This is a genomic window from Flavobacterium columnare NBRC 100251 = ATCC 23463, assembly GCF_002530675.1.
Taxonomy (GTDB): domain Bacteria; phylum Bacteroidota; class Bacteroidia; order Flavobacteriales; family Flavobacteriaceae; genus Flavobacterium; species Flavobacterium columnare.
This window is the reverse complement of record NZ_PCMX01000038.1, coordinates 1-24,912: the sequence shown is the minus strand read 5'-3', so window position 1 is coordinate 24,912 and position 24,912 is coordinate 1. Positions and strand designations below refer to the sequence as shown.

The 24,912-nt window shown below is 34.1% G+C and carries 23 protein-coding genes; 3 read left to right on the top strand and 20 right to left on the bottom strand.

The window, feature by feature from the left end; translation table 11 throughout:
• The first annotated feature begins 7 nt into the window (after nucleotides 1-7).
• Together B0A78_RS06340 and B0A78_RS14285 are read left to right on the top strand one after the other, a co-directional pair.
• Nucleotides 8-157: a transposase gene (locus B0A78_RS06340; protein ID WP_449267274.1), complete on the top strand. Its 150-nt coding sequence runs from the start codon at nucleotides 8-10 to the stop codon at nucleotides 155-157.
• 128 nt (nucleotides 158-285) lie between these two features.
• Nucleotides 286-888, top strand: a complete 603-nt coding sequence (locus tag B0A78_RS14285) for a hypothetical protein (protein ID WP_123907271.1) — start codon at nucleotides 286-288, stop codon at nucleotides 886-888.
• Between the two features lie 296 nt (nucleotides 889-1,184).
• Here the strand turns inward: B0A78_RS14285 and B0A78_RS06335 are convergent, their stop codons facing one another.
• The 9 genes from B0A78_RS06335 to B0A78_RS06295 form a co-directional block, all read right to left on the bottom strand.
• Nucleotides 1,185-1,811: a porin family protein gene (locus B0A78_RS06335; protein WP_148265421.1), complete on the bottom strand. Its 627-nt coding sequence runs from the start codon at nucleotides 1,809-1,811 to the stop codon at nucleotides 1,185-1,187.
• A 151-nt stretch (nucleotides 1,812-1,962) separates the two neighbouring features.
• Nucleotides 1,963-3,765, bottom strand: a complete 1,803-nt coding sequence (locus B0A78_RS06330) for a cytochrome c oxidase subunit I (RefSeq protein WP_014164175.1) — start codon at nucleotides 3,763-3,765, stop codon at nucleotides 1,963-1,965.
• A 33-nt stretch (nucleotides 3,766-3,798) separates the two neighbouring features.
• On the bottom strand, nucleotides 3,799-4,977 hold the full coding sequence (locus tag B0A78_RS06325) for a cytochrome c oxidase subunit II (protein WP_014164174.1): 1,179 nt from the start codon (nucleotides 4,975-4,977) through the stop codon (nucleotides 3,799-3,801).
• A 19-nt stretch (nucleotides 4,978-4,996) separates the two neighbouring features.
• Nucleotides 4,997-6,484, bottom strand: coding sequence for a quinol:cytochrome C oxidoreductase (locus tag B0A78_RS06320; protein WP_097609477.1), 1,488 nt, complete (start codon nucleotides 6,482-6,484; stop codon nucleotides 4,997-4,999).
• A 19-nt stretch (nucleotides 6,485-6,503) separates the two neighbouring features.
• Nucleotides 6,504-7,052: a c-type cytochrome gene (locus tag B0A78_RS06315; RefSeq protein WP_060381574.1), complete on the bottom strand. Its 549-nt coding sequence runs from the start codon at nucleotides 7,050-7,052 to the stop codon at nucleotides 6,504-6,506.
• A 7-nt stretch (nucleotides 7,053-7,059) separates the two neighbouring features.
• Nucleotides 7,060-7,584: a DUF3341 domain-containing protein gene (locus B0A78_RS06310; RefSeq protein ID WP_014164171.1), complete on the bottom strand. Its 525-nt coding sequence runs from the start codon at nucleotides 7,582-7,584 to the stop codon at nucleotides 7,060-7,062.
• 6 nt (nucleotides 7,585-7,590) lie between these two features.
• Nucleotides 7,591-8,997, bottom strand: coding sequence for an NrfD/PsrC family molybdoenzyme membrane anchor subunit (gene nrfD / locus B0A78_RS06305; protein ID WP_014164170.1), 1,407 nt, complete (start codon nucleotides 8,995-8,997; stop codon nucleotides 7,591-7,593).
• A 26-nt stretch (nucleotides 8,998-9,023) separates the two neighbouring features.
• Entirely contained in the window at nucleotides 9,024-12,050 is a 3,027-nt protein-coding gene (locus B0A78_RS06300) for a TAT-variant-translocated molybdopterin oxidoreductase (protein ID WP_014164169.1), read from the bottom strand.
• 33 nt (nucleotides 12,051-12,083) lie between these two features.
• Entirely contained in the window at nucleotides 12,084-13,418 is a 1,335-nt protein-coding gene (locus B0A78_RS06295) for a c-type cytochrome (RefSeq protein ID WP_014164168.1), read from the bottom strand.
• Between the two features lie 215 nt (nucleotides 13,419-13,633).
• Between B0A78_RS06295 and B0A78_RS06290 the strand changes: the two genes are divergently transcribed.
• Nucleotides 13,634-14,023: an SPOR domain-containing protein gene (locus B0A78_RS06290; RefSeq protein WP_014164167.1), complete on the top strand. Its 390-nt coding sequence runs from the start codon at nucleotides 13,634-13,636 to the stop codon at nucleotides 14,021-14,023.
• A gap of 67 nt (nucleotides 14,024-14,090) precedes the next feature.
• Here the strand turns inward: B0A78_RS06290 and B0A78_RS06285 are convergent, their stop codons facing one another.
• From B0A78_RS06285 to B0A78_RS14450, 11 genes are all read right to left on the bottom strand, one after another.
• Entirely contained in the window at nucleotides 14,091-15,464 is a 1,374-nt protein-coding gene (locus B0A78_RS06285; protein ID WP_014164166.1) for an NADH-quinone oxidoreductase subunit N, read from the bottom strand.
• 60 nt (nucleotides 15,465-15,524) lie between these two features.
• A complete protein-coding gene (locus B0A78_RS06280; RefSeq protein WP_014164165.1) occupies nucleotides 15,525-16,967 on the bottom strand; it encodes a complex I subunit 4 family protein in 1,443 nt (480 codons plus the stop codon).
• 12 nt (nucleotides 16,968-16,979) lie between these two features.
• Nucleotides 16,980-18,863 (bottom strand): NADH-quinone oxidoreductase subunit L, encoded by a 1,884-nt coding sequence (nuoL, locus tag B0A78_RS06275; protein ID WP_097609476.1) that lies wholly within the window; start codon nucleotides 18,861-18,863, stop codon nucleotides 16,980-16,982.
• A gap of 6 nt (nucleotides 18,864-18,869) precedes the next feature.
• The gene (gene nuoK / locus B0A78_RS06270) at nucleotides 18,870-19,190 is read right to left on the bottom strand and encodes an NADH-quinone oxidoreductase subunit NuoK (RefSeq protein ID WP_041253135.1); all 321 of its coding nucleotides are present in this window, start codon (nucleotides 19,188-19,190) and stop codon (nucleotides 18,870-18,872) included.
• Between the two features lies 1 nt (nucleotide 19,191).
• A complete protein-coding gene (locus B0A78_RS06265) occupies nucleotides 19,192-19,701 on the bottom strand; it encodes an NADH-quinone oxidoreductase subunit J family protein (RefSeq protein WP_014164162.1) in 510 nt (169 codons plus the stop codon).
• A gap of 1 nt (nucleotide 19,702) precedes the next feature.
• Nucleotides 19,703-20,239 carry an NADH-quinone oxidoreductase subunit NuoI gene (nuoI, locus tag B0A78_RS06260; RefSeq protein ID WP_014164161.1) on the bottom strand — a complete coding sequence of 179 codons (537 nt, stop codon included), beginning with the start codon at nucleotides 20,237-20,239 and terminating at the stop codon, nucleotides 19,703-19,705.
• 207 nt (nucleotides 20,240-20,446) lie between these two features.
• Entirely contained in the window at nucleotides 20,447-21,484 is a 1,038-nt protein-coding gene (nuoH, locus tag B0A78_RS06250) for an NADH-quinone oxidoreductase subunit NuoH (RefSeq protein ID WP_014164160.1), read from the bottom strand.
• Nucleotides 21,485-21,487: 3 nt separating this feature from the next.
• Nucleotides 21,488-22,516: a 2Fe-2S iron-sulfur cluster-binding protein gene (locus B0A78_RS06245; protein WP_065213779.1), complete on the bottom strand. Its 1,029-nt coding sequence runs from the start codon at nucleotides 22,514-22,516 to the stop codon at nucleotides 21,488-21,490.
• Nucleotides 22,517-22,760: 244 nt separating this feature from the next.
• Nucleotides 22,761-23,135: a four helix bundle protein gene (locus B0A78_RS14690; protein ID WP_065213780.1), complete on the bottom strand. Its 375-nt coding sequence runs from the start codon at nucleotides 23,133-23,135 to the stop codon at nucleotides 22,761-22,763.
• 19 nt (nucleotides 23,136-23,154) lie between these two features.
• On the bottom strand, nucleotides 23,155-24,510 hold the full coding sequence (nuoF, locus tag B0A78_RS06240) for an NADH-quinone oxidoreductase subunit NuoF (RefSeq protein WP_065213781.1): 1,356 nt from the start codon (nucleotides 24,508-24,510) through the stop codon (nucleotides 23,155-23,157).
• A gap of 1 nt (nucleotide 24,511) precedes the next feature.
• Nucleotides 24,512-24,912: hypothetical protein (locus tag B0A78_RS14450; RefSeq protein WP_211282047.1), on the bottom strand; the 401-nt coding region annotated here is incomplete at its 5' end.

The following is a 24,912-nucleotide window of genomic DNA, read 5'->3' as shown; positions in this document are numbered from 1 at the left end:
TTATCATTTGGAAACAATTGTAAACTTCTTCATAAAAAGACATACAAACGCAAATGCTGAATCCTTTAACTCAAAAATAAAACTCTTCAGAGCTAATCAAAGAGGTGTGATGGATACTAAATTCTTCCTCTTTAGAATGGAGAAACTTTTTGCTTAATCCCCAAAAAATTAATCTGAGCCCATAAAACCTCTTTTTTATGGAGTATAATTCGCAAAAGCAATAATTAAGAGTATCTTAGAAACGTGATTTAAAAAGTTGATTAATCCTTTTTCTTATTCTATAAAATGAAACAAATATTTTCTCTTTTTTCTTATATATTTCATCCTTTATTCATTTCCTTTTATACAATACTTTTTCATACCTCCTTTAGCTCTGAATTTAATAATTCTAATAATTACATATATAAAGCATTTATCATCACAATATTTATCCCTCTAATCATTTTCTATCTTTTAATACGAATAAAAAAAATAGAAAACAGCATGATAAATAATGTCAAAGAACGCAAAATACCGCTTACCCTTCAATTGGTCTTATATAGTATTATTATATTCTCGTTAATTAACCCTGAGAAAAACCCCGAATTGTTAGATTATTTTTTAGCCAGTAGTATCAGTATCCTTATTTCGTTATATTTTGCTACCCTAAACAAAAAAATCAGCCTACACATGCTCAGCATAGTAAGTACAAGTTTATGGATAGGGCTTAATTATACAAAAGTAAGTTCACATATCCTCTTAATAATTATACTTACAACACTCATAAGTTGTGTAGCTATTTCAAGATTGGTAATGAAAGCTCATACTCCAATAGAATTAGTACTCGGTTCTATTATTGGAGCCTTTCCTCAATTGATCTTTTTTTTATCTAGAGAATCTTTCTGCTAATTACACATTAGAAACTCATCACAGATAAAATGTGACCTTGAATCTAAAAAAGTAATCCTTTCTTTGTCCTCAATCTAGCAAAACTATAGCTTCAGAAAAAAATCCGTCATTTTTATCTTCTTTGCTCTTTCCATCTTCATCACAAAAGCTAACACATAATCTGAGTTTAAAAACAACACGACTTGAATCTCTTAAATTATAAACTTTTTTAAGACAAAAAAACTAAAATAGAAATCATCCGTTTAATATTCATCCAACTTAAAAATTTAAGCCTTTCTTCTTTTAAGATCAAACAGTTATAAAATATAAAACATCAATCCTAAATTCAAAGAGCGAAATTTCCCTGAATTTTCGTTAAAAAAGGATTTTCTAAAAAAATCGTTTAATCCATAAGATACATAAAAATTCCCACTATTATATCCCGCTGTCAGAAAAACAGAATAAAGAAAACGATTAAAATCTGGATTATTTGTTACTTTATATTCATATTTAGAATTAATAAACTGAGATTGATTGTATAAGACATAACTTGCCTTTATTCCCCCATAAATTCTCCAAAAACGATGACTTTGAGGAGTAGAATTACGCCAACGAAACTCTAATGGAGCATCTAGTGTTACAAATGAAAAACGATTTTTATCATACATTTCATCTTTAGAAATAATTGAATAATCAATACTTTCCCCATTATCTTTAATAAGTAAATTTTGTTTAAAATTAGAATAAGAAAAACCAATACCTGGAGCAATCGCCAAGGTACGCAATTTATTAATAGGCATATCTCGTAAAAAACCCAAAAAAATACTTCCTGAAGTTGAATTTTGAGAAACCCCTTGTGGTTTATTATTAAGTATATTATAAGTAATCCCTAGATAGAATTGATCTTCTCTATACAATGAATCCAATACTTTTATTTCAGGCAAATTTTGTGAAAAACCAAAAAACGAAATAAAAAAAACAAATAGATAAAAGTTCTTCATAAATACTAAAATTCTTAAAATCAATAACAAAAGAAAAGATAAAAATAAAAAAAATGCCTCTCAAAAGAGAGGCATCTAAAGAAAGTTTTTATAATTAAGCGTGATGTAATTCTTGTTCTCCTTCTTTCATTGGAACCGTTTGAGGAACAAAATCTTCCTCATGTCCTGGTTTAGAATAATCATAAGCCCAACGATGTACAGTTGGTAATTCACCAGGCCAGTTACCATGCACATGTTCTACTGGTGCAGTCCATTCTAATGTATTAGATTTCCAAGGATTTTGTTCAGCTTTTTTACCAAAGAAAATACTATAGAAGAAATTCCACATAAATATTAACTGAAAGGCAGCTCCTACCAATGCAAAAACGGTAATTAATACGTTAACATCAGCTAAATCGTCAAACAAAGGAAAATTTGAATTCGTATAATAACGACGTGGTAAACCAGCCATACCTATAAAGTGCATTGGATAGAAAACACCATAAGCACAAACTGCAGTTATCCAGAAGTGAATATAACCTAACGTTTTATTCATCATTCTACCAAACATTCTAGGAAACCAGTGGTAAACGCCAGCAAAGAAACCATATAAAGCAGAAATACCCATTACCAAGTGGAAGTGAGCCACTACGAAATACGTATCATGAACATTAATATCTAAGGTTGAATCCCCTAAAATAATACCTGTTAAACCTCCCGAAATAAAAGTTGAAACTAAACCTATAGAAAATAACATTCCTGGATTCATTTGCAAGTTCCCTTTCCATAAAGTAGTAATATAGTTGAATGCTTTTACTGCAGAAGGAATTGCAATTAATAATGTTGTAAAAGTAAACACTGACCCTAAGAAAGGATTCATTCCTGATAAGAACATATGATGCCCCCAAACAATGGTTGATAAAAACGCAATAGCCAACATTGAAGCAATCATAGCACGGTAACCAAAAATTGGCTTACGAGCATTTGTAGCTATAATTTCAGATGTAATACCTAAAGCTGGTAATAATACAATATATACCTCAGGGTGACCTAAGAACCAGAATAAATGTTCGAATAAAACGGGAGAACCTCCTTGGTAGTGCAATACCTCACCTGAAATAAAAATATCGGACAAGAAGAAAGAAGTACCTAAACTTCTATCCATAATTAACATTAATGCCGCTGACAATAATACAGGGAAAGAAACAATACCAATAATTGCTGTAATAAAGAAAGCCCAAACGGTTAATGGTAAACGGGTCATAGACATTCCTTTAGTTCTTAAGTTAATAACTGTAACCACATAGTTCAAAGACCCCATTAAGGACGAAGCAATGAATATAGCCATAGAAGCTAACCATAAAGTCATCCCTGTACCTGAACCTGGAATTGCTTGTGGTAAAGCAGATAATGGAGGATAAATAGTCCAACCTGCTGATGCTGGTCCCGACTCAACAAATAAGGAACAAATCATTATTACTGCAGATAGGAAAAACAACCAATAAGAAACCATATTCATAAATCCTGAAGCCATATCTCTAGCTCCAATTTGTAATGGAATAAGTAAATTACTAAAAGTACCACTTAACCCTGCTGTCAATACAAAAAATACCATGATTGTACCATGTATTGTAACTAATGCTAAATAAATATCATTGCGCATTACTCCACCTGGAGCCATTTTTTCACCTAAAAGCATTTTGAAAATTCCAAAAGACTCTTCTGGCCATGCAATCTGCATACGGAATAATAAAGACATTACTACCCCAATGATTCCCATTATAATACCTGTAATAAGGTACTGCTTAGCAATCATTTTATGATCAATACTAAAAATATATTTAGTAATGAACGTATCTTTATGGTGGTGTGCGTGATCGTGATCGTGTGCGTGATCGTGCTCATGTGCTGCTGCCATATTTTTCTATTTAAATTTCTTGATTACGTTATATTATTTTTTAACAGCTGTTGAATCAGCCACTTCAGCTACTACTACAGTATCTGCTTTTTTTGGAGCTTCTACTTCTTTTTTAGCACCAGCAGCTTCAGCTGCTTTTGCAGCTTGCTCTTCTTTTACAGCTTTAAAGATAGTACCTTTATCCTTTAACCATGCTTGGAACTGATCTGGTGTATCTACAACAATTTTCATTTGCATATTGTAGTGAGATGCTCCACAAATCTTGTTACATAAAACTAAATAATCAAAAGTATAAGGATCTAAAGCCGTTTTACCTTGCGCTATTAGTTCAGCACTTTTCTTAGCTCTTATCTTATTAATTGCTGCCACTTTTTCTACAATTGCAGGATCTTGACGCATTTCATCCGTTGTCATAGTAGGCGTAAAAGCAAATTCAGTTACCATACCTGGAACACAGTTCATTTGGGCTCTAAAGTGAGGCATATAAGCAGAGTGAATAATATCTTGTGAACGTAATTTAAACAATACTTTTTTCCCTTTAGGAATATGCAATTCTTGAACTGCAATATCATCTTGCGCATTTGGATCATTTAAATCAATACCTAGAGTATTAACTCCTTCTATTAAGCGCACATTAGCCTTACCTAACACATTATCCTTACCAGCATAACGAGCCTCCCAGCTAAATTGTTTTGCATATAGCTCAACAACTATTACATCCTCATCTTTATCAACAAACATAATATTTGTCCAAGTATACAATCCGTAAAGGATTAAACCTGCTAAAGTTATTACAGGAATAATAGTCCAAATAAACTCTAATTTATCGTTATCTGCATAATACAAAGCTTTTTTACCTTTTTCTCCACGATATTTAAAAGCGAAATAATGTAATAATACTTGTGTAATTGCCTGTACTAAAAATATAATCCCTAATGAGATACTCATTAATCGATCATAATCAGGTCCATGTTCAGATGCTGGTGTGCCTAAAGCTAAATGTCCCCATTTTAACAATCCATAGATCATGAAAATGTAAAGGAATGCAAGAAAACCAATCATTAAATATCCATGAACTTTATTATCATTATCGGTAGCAATTTGTGAATCATCATCCTTTCTACCCACTTGAGTCAAGTCGAAAATTTTAGTCATTTGCCATATAGCAATCGATAATAAGACTAAAACCGTTAGAACCAACAAAGTTGTCATCTGTTTTCTTGTTTAATTATTAATAATGAAAATGTTTACTTTCTTCTATATAAGGGTTACCTTTTGCTAATAAAGGAGCTTTAGTTAAAGCAGTAAATACAACGTAAATAAATAAACCTGCAAAGAAAGCTACCGATCCAATTTCTGCTGCACCAATAAACCATTGATCTCCTACCGTAGCAGGGAAAATCATATTATGGAAATCTAAATAGTGACCACATAAGATTACAACACCAGCCATAGTAATAATCCAAGGCACACGTTTGAAATCAGAATTAATTAAAATTAACAATGGAAAAATGAAATTCATTACAACCATACCAAAGAATGGTAAATTGTAGTTTTCAATTCTAAATTTAAAATAAGTCACCTCTTCTGGAATATTAGAATACCACATTAACATGAACTGTGAAAACCATAAATAAGTCCAAAATACAGAAACACCAAACATAAATTTAGCTAAATCATGAAAATGGCTATTATTGATAAACTCTAAATATCCATTCACTTTTAAGTATAAAGTAATTAAAGCAATTACTGTGATACCACTTACAAAGAAAGAGGCAAATACATACCATCCAAATAAGGTAGAGAACCAATGTGGATCTACTGACATAATCCAATCCCAAGACATCATAGACTCAGAAACTAAGAAAAATGCTAAGAATGCCGCAGATGCTTTAAAATTCTTTTTATAGTAAGATAAATCTTTTGTTTTATCTAAAGCTAATGAGTTTTTACGAGTATAATGACGATAAAACATCCAACCTCCTAAAAATATAGCAGCTCTAATTAAGAAAAAAGGTACATTTAAATAACCTGATTTTCCTTGAATTAAATGATCATGAGCCACTACTTCTGGATCCATCCATATAAATAAATGATTGATATGAAGCCCTGCTAATACTAAAATTACAAATACGAGTATCCCACCAGGTACAATATAAGAAGTGATTGCTTCCATTACTCTAAATAAAGCTGGAGACCAACCTACTTGAGCTGCCCATTGAATAGCATAAAACGCTAATACTCCCAATGAAATCAAGAATACAAATAATGCACCCACGTACAATGCTGCCCATGGTTTATTTTGTAATTGATGGAAGACATGCTCAACATGCTCTTGGTGATCATCATGTGAAATTGCTTCAGTACCTGCTACAGCTTTTTCTTGATGTTTTACTTCTTCATGAGAAGCTGCTTCCGTATGCACAACTTCTTTTACTCCTTTAGCCACAGTATCTAATCCTTCTGTTTTAGCTACCGCAGAATCAGTTGCAACCATTTTATCTGCATGGGCTTCTTCTTTATGTTCAGGAGCCATTTCATGCTTAGTGTCAGCATGTGCTGGTGCAACATGGTGTTCACCATGTGCATCAGCTGCTAATATTTTTTCTACGTCCTCAGTAGTCTTAGGTGCATTGAAAAAACCATACCCTATTCCTAAAAGACCAAGTGCCATCAGGACAAATGATAAGGTTCTTAATTTGCTTGAAAATGTATACATAACTTAATCGCGTATTTTATTATTTTAATTCAGACTTAAGTTTCATTACGTACTCAGCCACTTGCCATCTTTCTTTTTTATTCAATTGATTAGCATGTGAACCCATTGCATTTAAACCATACGTTTCTACGTGAAAAACACTACCTACAGTAATTGCACGATCTTTATAACTAGGTACTCCTAAGAACTTCTCTCTTTGAACTAACTTACCTTTTCCATCTCCTTTTTCGCCATGACAAGAAATACAGTAAATATCAAATAATTCTTTACCTTTTTCCATATTAACAGCAGAAGAATCCAAAGGAGACTTCATTGCTTTTGATGCTTCATATCCAGCTGGAGTATTTGGTAATTCATAAGGAACAAAACCTCTCTTGATAGAGCCTTGAGCAGGTAACTGTCCTTCTTTACCATTTTTGAAAGCATTTGATTCAGAATAAGTCTCATAAGCCACTGACTCATACATATTTGGAAAAAACTGATAGTTTGGCTTATCATCACTTTTACATGAAAACAGTAATGAAGATAACCCCATTATTGCTGTTAAGGAATATACTACTCTTCTCATAATCTTATTAATGCTTTTCTACCACTTTCACTTCCACAGCACCTGTGCTTTGTAAGAAAGAAGTTAATTCGTCTTCATTATTATTAACAGCAACCTCCATTAAAAAGTGGTCATCTGTTGTACGTACATCTGGATTTTCAGCTTCTTTAAATGGCCATAATTTACTTCTCATATAAAAAGTAATTACCATTAAGTGAGCAGCAAAAAATACAGTTTCTTCAAACATTACCGGCACAAAGGCAGGCATATTCTGATAAAATGCAAAGCTTGGTTTACCTCCAATATCTTGAGGCCAATCACTAATCATGATATTATTTAATAACCAAGTGGCAAATGATAAACCAGTACATCCATATAAGAATGCTGCAATAGCAATTCTTGTAGGTGCTAACCCCATTGCTTTATCTAAACCGTGAACCGGGAATGGAGTATAGACTTCTTCGATGTGGTGGTGTGCTTTACGGGTAGCTTTTACGGCATCCATTAACACATCATCATCATTATATAGTGCATGTATAACTTTATGACTCATGACTTATTAGTGATTATCGTGATTATGACCATTTTTTTCTCTATCTGCTTTGTAATTATCACCAGATGTTTTCAAGATTGTTTTAACCTCTGCTTGTGCTACTACTGGGAATGTTCTAGAATATAACAAGAACAATACAAAGAAGAAACCTATTGTACCAACAAAAATACCTATATCAACAAATGTTGGAGAGAACATTGTCCATGAAGAGGGTAAATAATCACGGTGTAATGAAGTTACGATAATTACGAAACGTTCAAACCACATACCAATGTTTACTACAATTGAGATAATGAATGAGAACATGATACTTGTTCTTAGCTTCTTAAACCACATAAATTGTGGAGAGAATACATTACAAGTCATCATTGCCCAGTATGACCACCAGTAAGGACCTGTAGCACGGTTTAAGAAAGCGTATTGCTCATACTCTACTCCCGAATACCAAGCAACAAATAACTCAGTAATATAAGCACATCCTACAATTGATCCTGTGATCATGATAACAATATTCATTAATTCAATATGTTGGATCGTGATATAGTCTTCTAAATTAGACACTTTTCTCATGATAATTAACAACGTATTTACCATCGCGAAACCTGAGAAAATTGCACCTGCAACGAAGTACGGAGGTAAGATGGTAGTATGCCATCCTGGAATAACCGAAGTAGCGAAGTCAAAAGATACAATCGTGTGTACCGAAAGTACTAACGGAGTAGCTAAACCAGCTAATACAAGAGAAACCTCTTCAAAACGTTGCCAGTCTTTAGCTCTACCCGACCATCCAAAAGATAGTACTGAGTAAATATGTTTTGTAAATGGCGTCACTGCACGGTCACGTAACATAGCAAAGTCAGGTAACAAACCAGTCCACCAGAAAACCAATGAAACTGATAAATATGTTGAAATTGCGAATACGTCCCATAATAATGGGGAATTGAAGTTAACCCATAACGAACCAAACTGGTTTGGTATAGGTAATACCCAATACCCTAACCATGGACGTCCCATGTGAATGATAGGGAATAAACCAGCCTGAACTACTGAGAAAATAGTCATTGCCTCAGCAGAACGGTTAATAGCCATTCTCCATTTTTGACGGAATAATAATAATACAGCAGAAATTAATGTACCTGCGTGGCCGATACCTACCCACCATACAAAGTTGGTAATATCCCATGCCCAACCTACTGTTTTATTTAACCCCCAGGTACCAATACCTTCGGTTATAGTGTATAGCATACAACTAGCTCCCCAAAGGAACATAGCTAATGCGATATAAAATACTGTCCACCATTGTTTGTTCGCTTTTCCTTCTACAGGACGAGCTACGTCTACCGTTACATCATGGTAGCTTTTGCTACCAAGTACTAAAGGCTTTCTGATAGGTGCTTCGTAATGAGACGACATAATCCTTTATCTTATTTCAATTAATATTAATTTCTAACTTTAACTTGGTAAACCACATTTGGTTGAGTACCTACATGCTCTAATAAATGGTAAGAACGTTCTCCAGCAGCTAATTTAGCCACTTGCGATTCTTTATCATTTACATCACCAAATATCATCGCTCCTGACGTACACGCATTAGAACACGCCGTTTGGAATTCACCATCTTTGATAACACGCCCTTCATTTTTCGCTTTTAAGATAGTAGCTTGAGTCATCTGGATACACATTGAACATTTTTCCATAACCCCACGAGAACGTAAGTTTACATCTGGATTTAATGCCATACGCCCTAAATCATCATTCATGTGATAGTTAAACTCATCATTTTGGTTGTATAAGAACCAGTTGAAACGACGTACTTTATAAGGACAGTTATTGGCACAGTAACGAGTACCTACACAACGGTTATATGCCATGTGGTTTTGTCCTTGACGCCCGTGTGATGTAGCCGCTACAGGGCATACCGTTTCACATGGAGCATGGTTACAGTGCTGACACATTACCGGTTGAAATACTACTTGTGGGTTTTCTGAAGCTGATTCTAATTCGATATATTTATTTCTCGAATCTAGTAATCCAGACGCTGAGTGTTTTTTCTCATTATCCCCTTCAAAAGTAGTTTCAGAAGAATAGTATCTATCAATACGTAACCAGTGCATATCACGGCTTCTTCTTACTTCTGATTTACCTACTACTGGAACGTTGTTTTCAGCATGACATGCAATTACACATGCTCCACAACCTGTACAAGCGTTTAAGTCGATAGATAAATTAAAGTGGTGACCGATTGTTCTATCAAAAGACTCCCATAAATCTACTGATGTAGAAGGCACTTCTTTATGATCTAAAGATACTAGAGGCATTACATTCCACTCCGCAGCATCTTTTGTATTAAAAATTTCTAAAGTAGTTTCTTTAATGATGTCATTACGACCCATTAATGTTTTTTGTAACTGTACACAAGCAAATTCATGCTCATCATTCCCTTTTTCAACAGCAACATTTTGCACCGTATTAAAGTTTACATAAGCAGGATAAGCATTAACACCTACTTGCATTTCTTCCTTTAAAGAAGCTTTGCGACCATAGCCTAAAGCTAAACCAATAGTTCCTTTTGCCTGACCTGGCTGGATCATTACTGGTACGTTTTCTAATTTCACACCCCCTATAGTAAGAGTAGCTGTATGGCCATTTAAGCCTCCATTAGCAACATTCCAATTTTCAATACCTAATTTTTCAGCATCGGTTTTAGACATTGTTACGTAATTGTCCCAAGAAGCCCTTGTAATTGGATCTGGGAATTCTTGTAACCAAGGGTTATTCGCTTGTTGTCCATCTCCCATACCTGTTTTAGTATATAATACTAACTCCATACCTGCTGATTTAGCATTTGCTAAAGTAGCTGCTGCTGTATTAAAATCAGCTCCAGCACCACCAGCCGTAGGTAAAGATATAAATTCAACTCCATCGTGTACTAATTGGTTCCAAGTTTTTAAACCTGCATAAGAACCACGAATGTAGTCATAATAAGATTGAGCATTTTCAGTCCATGATAACAAAGCATCTTGGAATTGAACGGTATCAAATAATGGGCGAATAGTAGGTTGTGTAATAGCATAACTCCCTTTTACAACACTTACATCACCCCATGATTCTAAATAGTGAGGAGTAGCTATAGCGATCGTAGAAGCTAAAGCAGTCTCATCTTCTTTCATTGTGAAAGTAATCGCTAATTTTACTTTTTTTAATGCGTCTGTAAACTCTTTACTATTTGGTAAAGTATAAACAGGATTAACACCACTCATAATTAAAGTATGAACAGCACCTGCATTCATATCAGCAATTAATTGTTTAACATCAGCATTATTCCCTTTACGAATCTGACGTGTATTTCCTGTAATAAAAGCCTCGCTTGATAAAGCACGATTAATTGCTAATACTAATAATTGAGCATTTTTATCATCAATACCACAAACCAAAACACCTTTAGATCCAGCCGCTTTTAATTGTTGAGCTGCTTTTGCAACCTCAGGATTATTAGCTGAACCAACAGCCGAACCTGTTACAATATTATAAATTTGAACTAGAGCTTGTTTTTGCTGTGCCACTGTCATTGGAACACGTTTATCAGCAGCAGCACCAGACAATGTCATATTAGCTTCAAACTGATAGTGTTTAGACATTTTACCATTTTGAGGAATGCGTCCTTGAGCGTAACCTGCATCAAAACCGCCACCTTGCCAATCCCCTAAGAAATCCGCTCCAACTGATACAATTACACTTGCTTTAGAAAAATCATAATCTGCTAAAGCTCTTTCACCATAAACCATTTGGAAAGCATCCAAAGCTTCTGATGAAGATACTGCATCATAAACCACATGCTTTGAATTAGGTGTAACGGTTAAGAATTGACCAATTAAACGATCCGTAGATGGAGAAGCAGAAGTATTAGTTAATAATACAATTTTACCTCCTTTAGTTTTTGCTTCAGCAATACTAGCTTTAATCATAGCATTTGCTTCAGTCCAAGAGGTGTCTTTTCCTGCTATTTTCGAAGTTTTTAAACGTAAGCTATCGTACAATGATAGCACAGACGCATGAACACGAGCATTAGCATGGAAGTTTGCACCTTCTATTTTGTTATTTTCAATCTTAATAGGACGACCTTCTCGAGTCTTTACTAAGATATTAGCAAAATCAAAACCATCCGAGAATGAAGTAGCATAATAATCTGCAATTCCAGGAATGATTTCCTCAGGTTGAACTACATAAGGGATAGACTTATGCACTGGACCTTCACAAGCAGCTAAAGTTGCAGCCGCTGTACTGAATCCTACATACTTAAGAAAATCACGACGTGTTGTATTAGACGATGCAAGTGTAGCAGCATCCCCTAAAAACTCATCTGTTGGAATTTCTTCAACAAACTCGTTATTTCTAAGCGTCTCAACAATAGAGCTATTTTCGTTTAGCTCTTCAACACTTTTCCAGTATTTTTTGTTTGATGACATATTATATATAAAAATTAGCTTCTTAATAAATTATTAGTAGTGACATTTACCACATTCTAGACCTCCCATTTGTGCAGCTGTTAACTTGTCTACACCATATTTTTTAGAAAGTTCGGCATGGATTTTCTCGTAGTAAGCGTTACCTTCTACTTTTACGGCTGTTTCACGGTGACAATTTACACACCATCCCATAGTTAATGGAGCGTGTTGCTTCATGATTTCAAAAGTTTCTACAGGACCGTGACATTTTTGACATTCAATTCCAGCAACTGAAACGTGTTGAGAGTGGTTAAAATACACGAAATCTTGTAAGTTGTGAATTCTAACCCATTTAACTGGTTTTTGCTTTCCTGTATATTTTTGAGCTGTTTTATCCCATCCTACTGCATCGTATAATTTTTGAATTTCAGCCGTATAGAATTCTTTAGTATACTCAACATACGTAGAATCTTTATCCCCCTGGAATTCAGAAATATTTTTGTGACAGTTCATACAAACATTCAATGAAGGAATACCTGCATTTTTACTAGTACGAGCAGCTGAGTGACAATATTTACAATCGATACCATTATCCCCTGCGTGAATTTTGTGTGAATAATGAATAGGTTGAATAGGTGCATAATTTTGATCTACCCCTACTTGCATTAAATAACCATACGCAAAATAAGCACTTACTAAAACCAATAAAATAGTAGATACCAACACTAAGAATTGATTTCTAGCAAACGATTTCCATAAAGGCAACAAGCTGAACTTACGATCTTTCACCTCTACTCCATTAGCAGCAGAAATCTTGCGCAAGGTACTGTAAACCATATACAACATCCCAACTAAAATTGCTAACACAACCGCTAACAACCCTAACACTACATTGTTAGACACACCAGAAGAATCGGTATTTCCACCATTTACAGCTGAGCCAGCTGCTGGTGCCTTTACTTCCTCTTTAGGTTCTGAAGTATACGCTATAATGTTATCAATATCAGCATCTGATAACTGAGGAAAGGCTGTCATTGGAACCTTATTAAACTCCTCAAAAACTTTCACAGCATCAGCATCTCCTGATGCAATTAAACCTTTTGAATTTCTAATCCACTGTCCTAACCAAGCTCTATCACGACGTTCTGCAACACCACGAAGCGCTGGACCTGTCATTTTAGCATCTAACTTGTGACAAGCTGCACAATTTGCGTTAAACAAAGCCTTCCCTGCAGCAGCATCTCCGGCAGCAGCTGGAGCCGCAGCAGCATCAGCTGACGCTGAAGCAGCAGGTTCTTGAGCAAAAGAACTTAAAGAAACAGATAATAGAAACGCTAGATTTAACGCTACTACTCTTAAAAACGATTTATGGTTTCCCACCTTTTTCATAAATTAAATGGTTATCATCTAAATTTGGTATATTCTTTACAGTACAAATCGTACGAATACAATATACCATTTAAAAAACTCTGACAAAAATACGACTTATGAAGTATTCTCAAAACCTTAAATATATCTTAAATATTAATTTATAATTGTTCTAAATAATTTAAAAGACATTCTTTTTTAATTATATCTTACATTTGCTCAAAAAATGATTTATTATGAATATTTTAACATTTTGTAAATCTGTACTTTACATCAGTATTCCTTCTTTTTTCTGCCTATCTATAAACGCACAAAATCCACAAAAAAACATTCAACAAGATCCAAGATTTGAACAACTTTTGAATGAAAAAAGAAAAATAAACAACAATATTCCTCTTTATGATTATTTTAAAATTCAAATTTTCACAGGAGAAAATGAAGAGGCGAAAAAAACGTTGATTGAATTCCGAAAAAACAATAAAAATTTAGAGGGAACTATTGTATTTCATACGCCTATTTATAAAGTTTGGATTGGGAATTTTAGAACTCGAATAGAAGCAGAAAAGAAGTTATCCGATTTAAGAAAAAAATACCCTAATTCGTTTTTAATAAAGCCCAATAAGTAATATTTAGCTCATAAAAAAAGGGAACTATCTAAGTTATGATAGTTCCCTTTTTTATTTAAAGTATTTTTTATCGAATCAAATTCAATATTAGATTTGGGAAAAAACTGATCATCAAATTGGCTACCAACCCTATTACGCCTAACACTAAGTATACCGTAGGCATTTTTTGTTTTTCCTCGTCACTTGGAGCTTTTGTATACATAACTATGATTACTCTAAAATAGTAGCCTGCACTGATTATAGATGCAATTATGGCAGCAACAATTAGAACAATCCAACCTGAATTCATGATTTGATTCAATAAGAAAAACTTAGCAAAAAAACCTGAAAAAACAGGAATACCTGCCATAGAAAGTAATGAAGTGGTTACAATTAATGAAGCAATAGGATGCGTTTTTCCTAAACCATTAAAAAGATCAATGGTTTCATTCTCTTTTCCTTTTGTAACATATAAAACCACAGCAAAAATAGCCAATCCTGAAATAGTGTAGGCTGTTGCATAATAGAACAATATGTTTGCAGAAAAATTAGGAACAATTAAAGCCATTAACATAAATCCTGCATGAGAAATTCCTGAAAAAGCTAACATACGTTTTACGTTATTTTGACGTAATGCCATTATATTTCCAACTATCATAGATGCAATTGAAAGCACTACAATTAATAACTGGAAGTGGTACGTTTGAAAAGGAACTAATAGAGTCGTTAATTTTAATAAAGCGGTCATAGAAACCACTTTTGCTAAAGTTGCCATAGTAGCTGTTGTAAGTGCAGGCGAACCTTCATATACATCTGGCGACCAAAAATGAAAAGGAACAATAGCCACTTTAAACAGCATACCTATTAGAAGAAATATCAAACCAATATTATACCATTGTGGATAATTAGTTGTATGAACTGTTTGATAAATTGTTTGTAAATCAAAACTTCCAGTAGCTCCATAAATCAAAACAATACCAAACAATATAACACCGGAAGCAAATGCTCCCATTAAAAAATATTTCATTCCCGCTTCATTACTACGCAGATTCAAACGGTTACTTGCTGCTAAAACGTATAATGAAATAGAAAGAACCTCAATCCCTAGAAAAAACATGGCTAAATTACCAAAAGATACCATAGCTACTCCTCCTGCTAATAGGAAAACTTTTATAGAAACAAAATCTGAAATTCTAGACATTTTTTCTTTATAAAACTCACCTCCCATTGCAATAAGAAAAATGGTAATTACAATAAACAAGCTAGAAAAAGCGACAGAAAAACGGTCTACAAACATCATGTTGTTTAAGTAGGTACCCAAAAGATTGTACTCAGAAATATTAAAACCTAAAATAGCTAATAAACCTACAATGGTTAAAGGCACAATAGCTTTCCTTGCATTTAGCATTTCAGCTAACATGACAACTACTCCTAATCCTGATATAGCAATTAATGTATTCATCTATACTAATGTTTAAGACATTTGTTCTTAGACTTTCAAATCTAAAAACAAAATCTCAATTTAATTTATATTATTAATTTTTAAAACTATTTCTTTTAATGTTGGTGTAATTAAATCATTGATTGGTTTAGGATATAAACCAAAAAATAATAAAACGACAATCAATACAACAAAAACAGTAATTTCCTGTACCGTTACAGCGGCAAAAGACTTAGCATTTACTTCACCTAACATTACATTTTGAAACATTTTGAGCATATAAAAAGCACCTAATATAATGGTTGTACCAGCCACCACTGCAAATCCAATATTTACATTATAAATACTATATAAAGCGGTAAACTCCCCTATAAAATTAAATGTAGAGGGTAATGCTACTGATGCTAACATAATAATCATAAAAAGAGAAGCAAACTTTGTATCTTGTATACGAATCCCTCCCATATCAGCAATTTCTTGTGTATTAAAACGTCTTTCAATAACTTCCGCAGCAAAAAACAAACCTACTACTACAAAACCGTGTGCAATCATTTGTAATACAGCACCCCTCAAACCATCTAATGATAGTGTGTAAGTTGAAGCCGCGATTAATCCAACGTGCGCTAATGAAGAATAAGCTAATAATTTTTTTAAATTACGTTGCTTTAAAGCTACAATGGAACCGTAAACCACACCAATAATACTCAATCCTAGTAATATATTGATCATTCCTTTAGCTGCTATTGGTGTTAATGGCAATTGCCAACGAATTACACTATACAATCCCATTTTAAGCATAATACCTGACAACAACATAGTACCCACAGCAGGTGCTTTCTGATATGTGTTAGCTTGCCAAGTGTGAAATGGAAAAATAGGTATCTTAATAGCATAGGCTAAGAAAAAACCTAAAAATATCCAAAACTGCTCTTTTTCTGTTAATTTAATAGCATATAAATCTATTAACAATAAGGAACCTGCTTTTTGGAATAAATACACAAAAGCAGCTAACATAAATAAGGAACCCGCTAAAGTGAATATAAAAAACTTCATGATAGCGCGTTTACGTTCTTCCACATCTCCATTGCCCCATAATAAGGCAATAAAATAAATGGGCAATAACGCTAATTCCCAAAAAATATAATACACCAGCCCATCCGCACTTAAGAAAGTTCCTACCATGGCAAAGTTCATAAAAACAACTAATGAATAGAACACTTTGCTATTTTTAAATGAATTTCCAAAAGATGAATAAACAATTATTGTTGTAAGTGTAGTTGATAACAAAATCATAACTAACGATAAGCCATCCACTTTTAACGCTGCATATACATTAGGATATTCAATCCATTGTTGAATAAAACTAGGATTTATACCTCTTTGAAAAACATTCAAGGTATAAAAAGAAAATACGGTGGCAGCTAAACTAAATGTGAGAGCTACCATTTTTGCCAACTTATTTCCTGATAAATAAGTAGCAACTGATCCGAATAATAATAAAACAAGTAAAAATGATACGTTCATTGTACTATCGTATTAAAGTAAAAATATATAAACCAAAATCGAAGATAGTCCTATCACAAAAGCTAATAAGTAAACCCCAATATTTCCATTTTGAATTAATTTTCCTTGATTTGCTAATAATTGAGCTGTTTTAGCAAAACCTAATATTATTTCTGAAATAATTACTTCAGTATATTTTCTAAAGAAATGAGATAAATGATAAATAGGTTTCACGATAACCGCTTCATACATTTCATCTACATAGAACTTATGATAAGCAACTTTGGCAAAACCTTGTAACTGCTCATCTTGAACAGGTACTCCTTTTTTGGCAATATATTTTGAATATGCTAAATAAATTCCAACTAAAGCACCTACTGTAGCAATTGCCATTAACATATATGCAGTACCATCTAAATGATGTGCCTCATGTGCTTTGTGGAATAAAGGCGCTAAATAATGCGATAACCAAGTGCTACCTGGCAAGTTAATAGCACCACCCACTACCGCTAAAGCCGCTAAAATCATCAATGGAATAGTGATTAACTTTGGACTTTCGTGTAAATGTTTCTTTTGTGCTTCTGTTCCTCTAAATTCTCCAAAGAAAGTCAAATACATCAATCGGAACATATAGAAAGCCGTCATTATAGACGCAACAGAACCCACTACCCATAAAGCTTTACTACCATGGAAAGCGGTCATCAAGATTTCGTCTTTTGACCAGAAACCAGCAAAAGGGAAAATACCTGAAATGGCTAAGGTAGAAATCATCATGGTCATATACGTAATAGGCATCACTTTTTTCAAACCACCCATGTTGCGCATATCTTGCTCACCATGTAATGCATGTATCACTGAACCTGAACCTAAGAACAAACAAGCCTTAAAGAAAGCATGTGTAATTACGTGGAAAACGGCTACTTCATAAGCTCCTAAACCTAAAGCTAAGAACATTAATCCCAATTGAGAAACGGTAGAATAAGCCAATACTTTTTTGATATCGTTTTGTACTAACCCAATAGCTGCTGCTAAAACTGCTGTTGCAGCACCTATAACAGCAATGATTTGTTGTACAAACGGTGCTAAATCAAACACAAAGTTCAAACGCGTTACCATAAAAATACCTGCGGTAACCATCGTTGCAGCGTGGATTAAGGCAGAAACAGGAGTTGGTCCCGCCATCGCATCAGGTAACCATGTATATAAAGGCACCTGCGCTGATTTACCTGTTGCTCCAATGAACAAACATAAAGCGGCAACCGATAGTAATCCAGCATTTTTAACTGCCAATCCTTTTTCAAAAATACCATTAGCGATTTCTGAATATTCTAAACTTCCAAAAACATAAGCTAAGATGAAGATACCGATTAACAATCCTAAATCTCCAACACGGTTCATGATGAATGCTTTTTTAGCAGCATCATTATACTCTTGATTTTTATACCAAAATCCGATAAGCAAGTAAGAACACAATCCTACACCTTCCCAGCCAATGAAAAGAACCAATAAGTTGCTCCCCATTACTAACGTAATCATAAAGAATACGAATAGATTTAAGTAGGCAAAGAATTTATGAATATTTTCATCGTCATGCATATAGCTTGCGGAATACATGTGAATCAATGTACCAATACCCGTTACGAATAGTAACCATAATACGGATAATTGGTCTAACAAGAACGAAAAGTTAATGTTGAATTTTTCCAAAGAAATCCATTGGAATAAGTCAATTTGCACTCCTTTTCCAGTCGATTGGATTAACGTGAAAAAATACGTGGTAGCAAAGAAGGAGATTAAAATAGATAATGTTCCTAACAGTCCTACAAATCCTTTACCTGCTTTTTTACCCCAAAATATATTGGCTAAAAATCCAAATAAAGGCGCTAACAATAATACTAAAGCTAAATTTTTTTCCATTAGTATTTATCCTTTTAAATTCTTTAAATTATCTATATCAATCGAGCCTGTGTTTCTGAAAATAGAAACCAGTATAGCTAATCCAACAGCTACTTCCGCAGCCGCTACAGCCATTGAGAAAAAAACGAATACTTGTCCTTGTGCATCTTGATGATAGGTTGAAAAAGCAACTAACAATAGGTTAACCGCATTCAACATAATTTCAACCGACATAAACATAATAATCGCATTACGACGGTACAACACACCAAAAGCTCCAATACTAAACAGCAATACTGCTAAGTATATGTAATTTTCAATTCCTATTTGTGATAAAATATTCTCCATCTTATTGAACTGATTCATCTTTTTTAGACAATAACACCGCACCAATCATAGCTACTAATAACAATACAGAAGCAAATTCAAACGGTACCATGTATTCATTTAACAATACTTTACCCAAAACTTTGATAGATTGGAAATCAGCTCCTGTGTTTTTATACTCCTGAATTTTAGGCATAGCCTTTACAAAAGTAGCTAACAACACAAAGCATAATAATCCAAAAGCAAGTGTAGCGGATATTTTGGATAACATATCCTTATTAGGTTCATTTTCTTTGTTCAAGTTCATCAACATGATGGTAAACAATATCAAAACCATGATAGCACCAGCATATACAATGATGTGTACTAAGGCTAAGAATTGCGCATTGAATAACAAGTAATGCCCACCAATGCTAAAAAAACACAATACCAAATAAATGGCACTATGGATAGGATTTTTGCTCACTACAGTCATGAAACCAGTAGCAAGAGTAATCGCCGCTAAAATATAGAAAAGTGTAATTATCGACATTTTAGTTTGTTTTTGAGTTCTTAATTGCCATATCTAATGGCATTACCAATTTATCTTTTCCGTAAATAAAGTCTTCACGGTTTGATGCTGATTTTACAATCACTTTTGATTCTGTCAAATAAATCGCATCTTTAGGACAAGCTTCTTCGCATAAACCACAGAAAATACAACGCAACATATTAATTTCATACGTTGAAGCATATTTTTCTTCTCTATACAAATGCTCTTCTCCTTTTTTACGTTCGGCTGCTGTCATGGTAATTGCTTCTGCTGGACAAGCTACGGCACACATACCACATGCCGTACAATTTTCACGACCTTGTTCATCGCGTTTCAACATGTGTTGTCCACGATAAACTGGACTGAACGGACGTACTTGTTCTGGATACTTAATGGTAACCTTTCTTTTGAACAAGTGACGAATCGTTGTAAACAATCCTTTCACAATCGCAACCAGATACAAGCTTTCCCAAAAAGTCATCTTTTTATTAGAGACCTCCTTTTTTCTTCCTGATAATGAAATGGTTTCTATTGACATTTTATCACTTTTTATAACCTATTTGGTTTCTTTCTTTTGTATTATCTTTCTTTTCAATCAGCTCATCCAGATAGTTAAATACTAGCTCGATGTTTTTACTATGATTCGAAAGTTTTATTTTTTGAGGTGGTCGCAATTTGCACCCGGTTTATTTAAAATCTTGAGGTGCCAAATTGGTACCTCAAGTTGTTTTCGAAATATTAAACTTTATAGTTTATCAGCTATCACAATCACAATTCCTGTTATCGCAACATTGGCAATCGCTAAAGGAATTAACATTTTCCAACCTAAATTCATCAACTGGTCATAACGGAAACGAGGAATAGTCCAACGAACCCAAATATAGAAGAAGATGAAGAATAATATTTTAGCAAATAAAGCCATGATTCCTATGATGTTCGCAGCATTTTGCCCTAAAGCTTCTGCAACCATATCCATGAAAGGATAATTGTATCCTCCAAAATATAAGATAGAAATAATAGCTGAAGAAACAAACATAGCCGCATATTCACCAAATAAATAGAATCCCATTTTCATAGATGAATATTCTGTGTGGTGCCCACCTATAAGCTCCGCCTCACATTCCGCTAAGTCGAAAGGCGTTCTATTCGTTTCGGCAAAAGAACAAACTAAGAAAATAATGAACCCTAAAGGTTGGTAAAACACATTCCAGTTCATACCATGTTGTTGGTTGGCAATTTCTCTCAAACTTAAGTTGCCATTCATCATAATTACTGCAATAATGGATAATCCCATAGCAACTTCATACGAAATCATTTGCGATGATGCACGTAAAGCAGACATTAAAGAATACTTGTTGTTAGATGCCCATCCACCAATCATAATCCCGTAAACGCTGATAGATAAAACAGCAAATACGTATAAGATGGACACATCTAATTCAGCCGCTTGAAGAATTACCGTTCTACCAAAAATTTGAATAGAATCACCCCAAGGTAAAACAGCACTTGTAATTAATGCCATACTCATAGAGATAGCAGGCCCTAATATGAATAAGAATTTATTAGGCGTATCAGGCATAAACTCTTCTTTGGCAAATAGTTTTAAACCATCCGCTAAGGGTTGTAAAATACCTCCTTTACCCGCACGGTTAGGACCGATACGGTCTTGCAACCAAGCTGCAATTTTACGTTCTGCTAACGTTGTGTACATAGCGGCCAACATAGTGATGGCAAAAACAGCTACGATGATAATTCCTTTTTCTATAATTAATGCTTGTTCCATTGCTTATTGATTTGAATTATCGTTGTTCTCTAAAGGAACATTGGTCATACTAATTTTTTTACGGTCTTGCTCACGTCCAAACAAAATCTGATTTTCTGTTTTGATTTCTACTTTTGGAGCATTAAGCGCATATTTATTACGGTTGATAACCGAGAACTTTTCGAATTTACGAGGGCCTTCAATTGTCCAATCGCTAACTTCTTTTTTGTCAAAACGACACGTATTACAGATAAATTCTTCTACTTCATGGAATTCGTCTTTACGACCAGTTACACGTTGGATTTCATTACCAAACATCCAAACTGTTGTTTTTCCACAACATTTGTCACAATCTCTGTGTGCATCATAAGGTTTGCTAAACCAAACACGCGATTTGAAACGGAAAGTTTTATCAGTTAAAGCTCCAACAGGACAAACATCAATCATATTTCCTGACATTTCATTGTCGATAGCTTTAGAAATACAAGTTGAGATATTTGCATGATCCCCTCTATCCATTACCCCATGTACACGGTGGTCTGTTAATTGGTCAGCAACTGCCACACAACGTTGGCATAAGATACAACGATTCATGTGTAATTGAATGTTTGGACCGATATCTTCTGGTTCAAACGTACGTTTTTCTTCAATAAAACGCGTTTCCGATTTACCGTGTTGGAAACTTAAATTTTGCAAATCACACTCACCCGCTTGGTCACAAACAGGACAGTCTAATGGGTGATTGATTAACAAAAATTCTGTTACCGATTTACGTGCTTCTTCCACACGAGTCGAATTTTTACTGTTCACTTCCATACCGTCCATAACACCTGTTACACAAGAGGCAACAAGTTTAGGCATAGGAGTTGGGTTTGCATCACTACCTTTGGTTACTTCCACCAAACAGCAACGACATTTCCCTCCAGTTTTTTCTAACTTCGAATAATAGCACATCGCAGGTGGTACGCTTTCGCCTCCTATCATACGAGCCGCTTGCAGGATGGTTGTTCCTGGTTCGACTTCTATCGATTGTCCGTCTATGGTTACTTTCATTTATTATGTCTTAATGTCCAATGTCTTAATGTCCAATGTCTTAATGTCCAATGTCTTAATGTCCAATGTCTTAATGTCCAATGTCTTAATGTCCAATGTCTTAATGTCCAATGTCTTAATTTCGAGTGGCTTAATGTTCTTTCACTTTACGACTTTAGACTTTACGACTTTAGACTTTACGATTTTAGACTTTACGATTTTAGACTTTTGACTTTACGACTTTAAACTATAAGACCTTACAATTTTACGACTTTTGACTATCATTTAAATATTTTATAAATCCACTAATTAATTTCGAAATATCAGAAACATTTCTAAATAATTCTTCAAATTCAATTTCTGAAATATAGTTCAAATCTAATGCTAAGTACAATTGAGATCTAACCTCTCCAGCTGATGCTTTTGCAATGTACAAAAACTGTATAAATTCTTTGTCTGTATTTCGTTCATATCCTTCTGCAATATTGGAAGAAATTGATATTGATGCTCTTCTAATTTGCCTAACTAAATCGTAATCTTTTTTAAAACTTTTATCTTCCGTTATTAGATAAATCTTCTTATTAAAAACCCTTGCTTTTTGCCAAGAAATAATTTCTTCAAAAGATTTAAACTTCCCCATTTATACTACTTTATAACCTTTAGACTTTAGACATTACGACTTTAGAAAAAGGCTCATTTACGTAGTGGTCTCTATTTTTAATTTTTTCAGGGAAACGAACGTGGTACTCAAATTCTTCTCTAAAATGACGAATCGCCGCAGCCACCGGCCATGATGCCGCATCACCTAATGGACAAATCGTGTTTCCTTCAATTTTAGATTGGATACTCCACAATAATTCGATATCTTCTTCTCTTCCTTGTCCGTTTTCAATTCTCCAAAGGATTTTTTCTAACCATCCTGTTCCTTCACGACATGGGGTACATTGCCCACAAGATTCGTGGTGATAGAATCGAGAGAAATTCCAAGTGTTACGAACAATACAAGTAGTATCATTATACACTATAAAACCTCCTGAACCTAACATGGAGCCTGTAGCAAATCCTCCATCAGATAAGGATTCGTATGTCATTAAACGGTCGTCACCATTGGCAGTTTTGTAAATTAAATGCTGTGGTAAAATTGGCACCGAAGAACCTCCAGGTACTAACGCTTTTAAAGGTCTGTCATCCATCATTCCACCTAAATATTCGTCAGAATTCATGAATTCTTCTACCGAAAGACCTAATTCAATTTCGTAAACCCCAGGATTTTTAATATGTCCAGAAGCTGAAATCAATTTAGTTCCTGTAGAACGACCAATACCTATTTTAGCGTATTCTTCCCCTTTATTCAAAACAATCCAAGGCACCGCAGCAATAGATTCTACATTGTTTACTACTGTTGGATTTGCCCATAACCCTGAAATGGCGGGAAATGGGGGTTTAAGACGAGGGTTTCCTCTTTTACCTTCTAACGATTCGATTAAAGCAGTTTCCTCACCACAAATGTAAGCTCCTGCACCACAATGAACGTGTAAATCTAAATCGTATCCAGTTCCTAATATATTTTTTCCTAACCAACCCGCAGCGTAAGCTTCCTTAATCGCTCTTTCAAGCGTTTTGAAAACCCACATATATTCTCCACGGATGTAGATATAAGATAAGTTAGCGCCTAAAGCATAAGATGATGTAATCATTCCTTCGATTAATAAGTGCGGAATATATTCCATCAGGAAACGGTCTTTAAACGTTCCTGGTTCCGACTCGTCCGCATTACAAACTAAATGACGTGGTTTTCCTGATTTTTTATCAATGAAGCTCCATTTCATCCCTACTGGGAAACCAGCTCCACCACGACCACGAATTCCTGAAGTTTTTACTTCTTCAGTAACTTCATCAGGGGTCATTTGCTTTAACGCTTTTTCCACCGAAGCATATCCACCGTTCTGACGATATACTTCGTAGGTTTTAATACCTGGAATATTTATTTTTTCTAATAATATTTTTCTTCCCATATTATTTTAAATACTGGTCTAAAAACTCTTTTAATGGCTTTAAATGTTCATTGGTATTCACATCTAAATTCCATAACTCTGACAAATATTCATTTTTATTATTATTTAAAGGTGAATAAATGTCTTTATATGTTATTATTTTTCCTTTTTTACTTGTTGGAACAACTGCATTTAGATTTTTTTCATTAACCAAACAATTTGTAAATCCTTCCCAACAATCATTGATTTCTTGCTTAAACGACAACTCTAATAACTGCTCTAGATTATGACTATTTTCATTATTAAATGGCAAGTAAAACCTATCTATTTGAAAATCTTTACCTTTTAGCCAATTATCAATATCAACATTTTTTTTTGCAATATTAAAAGGTTTATCTTCATCAGCATCAAATAATATTACAA

Coding starts and splice junctions, on each gene's coding strand:
- B0A78_RS14690 (WP_065213780.1), bottom strand. CDS start 23,135: ATGGGGAAGTTTAAATCTTTTGAAGAAATTATTTCTTGGCAAAAAGCA.
- B0A78_RS06285 (WP_014164166.1), bottom strand. CDS start 15,464: ATGAATACATTAATTGCTATATCAGGATTAGGAGTAGTTGTCATGTTA.
- B0A78_RS06300 (WP_014164169.1), bottom strand. CDS start 12,050: ATGTCATCAAACAAAAAATACTGGAAAAGTGTTGAAGAGCTAAACGAA.
- B0A78_RS06265 (WP_014164162.1), bottom strand. CDS start 19,701: ATGTCGATAATTACACTTTTCTATATTTTAGCGGCGATTACTCTTGCT.
- nuoI (WP_014164161.1), bottom strand. CDS start 20,239: ATGTCAATAGAAACCATTTCATTATCAGGAAGAAAAAAGGAGGTCTCT.
- B0A78_RS06325 (WP_014164174.1), bottom strand. CDS start 4,977: ATGACAACTTTGTTGGTTCTAACGGTTTTAGTCTTATTATCGATTGCT.
- B0A78_RS06280 (WP_014164165.1), bottom strand. CDS start 16,967: ATGAACGTATCATTTTTACTTGTTTTATTATTATTCGGATCAGTTGCT.
- B0A78_RS06330 (WP_014164175.1), bottom strand. CDS start 3,765: ATGGCAGCAGCACATGAGCACGATCACGCACACGATCACGATCACGCA.
- B0A78_RS06290 (WP_014164167.1), top strand. CDS start 13,634: ATGAATATTTTAACATTTTGTAAATCTGTACTTTACATCAGTATTCCT.
- nuoL (WP_097609476.1), bottom strand. CDS start 18,863: ATGGAAAAAAATTTAGCTTTAGTATTATTGTTAGCGCCTTTATTTGGA.
- B0A78_RS06320 (WP_097609477.1), bottom strand. CDS start 6,484: ATGTATACATTTTCAAGCAAATTAAGAACCTTATCATTTGTCCTGATG.
- B0A78_RS06315 (WP_060381574.1), bottom strand. CDS start 7,052: ATGAGAAGAGTAGTATATTCCTTAACAGCAATAATGGGGTTATCTTCA.
- nuoK (WP_041253135.1), bottom strand. CDS start 19,190: ATGGAGAATATTTTATCACAAATAGGAATTGAAAATTACATATACTTA.
- nuoH (WP_014164160.1), bottom strand. CDS start 21,484: ATGGAACAAGCATTAATTATAGAAAAAGGAATTATCATCGTAGCTGTT.
- B0A78_RS06295 (WP_014164168.1), bottom strand. CDS start 13,418: ATGAAAAAGGTGGGAAACCATAAATCGTTTTTAAGAGTAGTAGCGTTA.
- B0A78_RS14285 (WP_123907271.1), top strand. CDS start 286: ATGAAACAAATATTTTCTCTTTTTTCTTATATATTTCATCCTTTATTC.
- B0A78_RS06245 (WP_065213779.1), bottom strand. CDS start 22,516: ATGAAAGTAACCATAGACGGACAATCGATAGAAGTCGAACCAGGAACA.
- B0A78_RS06310 (WP_014164171.1), bottom strand. CDS start 7,584: ATGAGTCATAAAGTTATACATGCACTATATAATGATGATGATGTGTTA.
- nrfD (WP_014164170.1), bottom strand. CDS start 8,997: ATGTCGTCTCATTACGAAGCACCTATCAGAAAGCCTTTAGTACTTGGT.
- nuoF (WP_065213781.1), bottom strand. CDS start 24,510: ATGGGAAGAAAAATATTATTAGAAAAAATAAATATTCCAGGTATTAAA.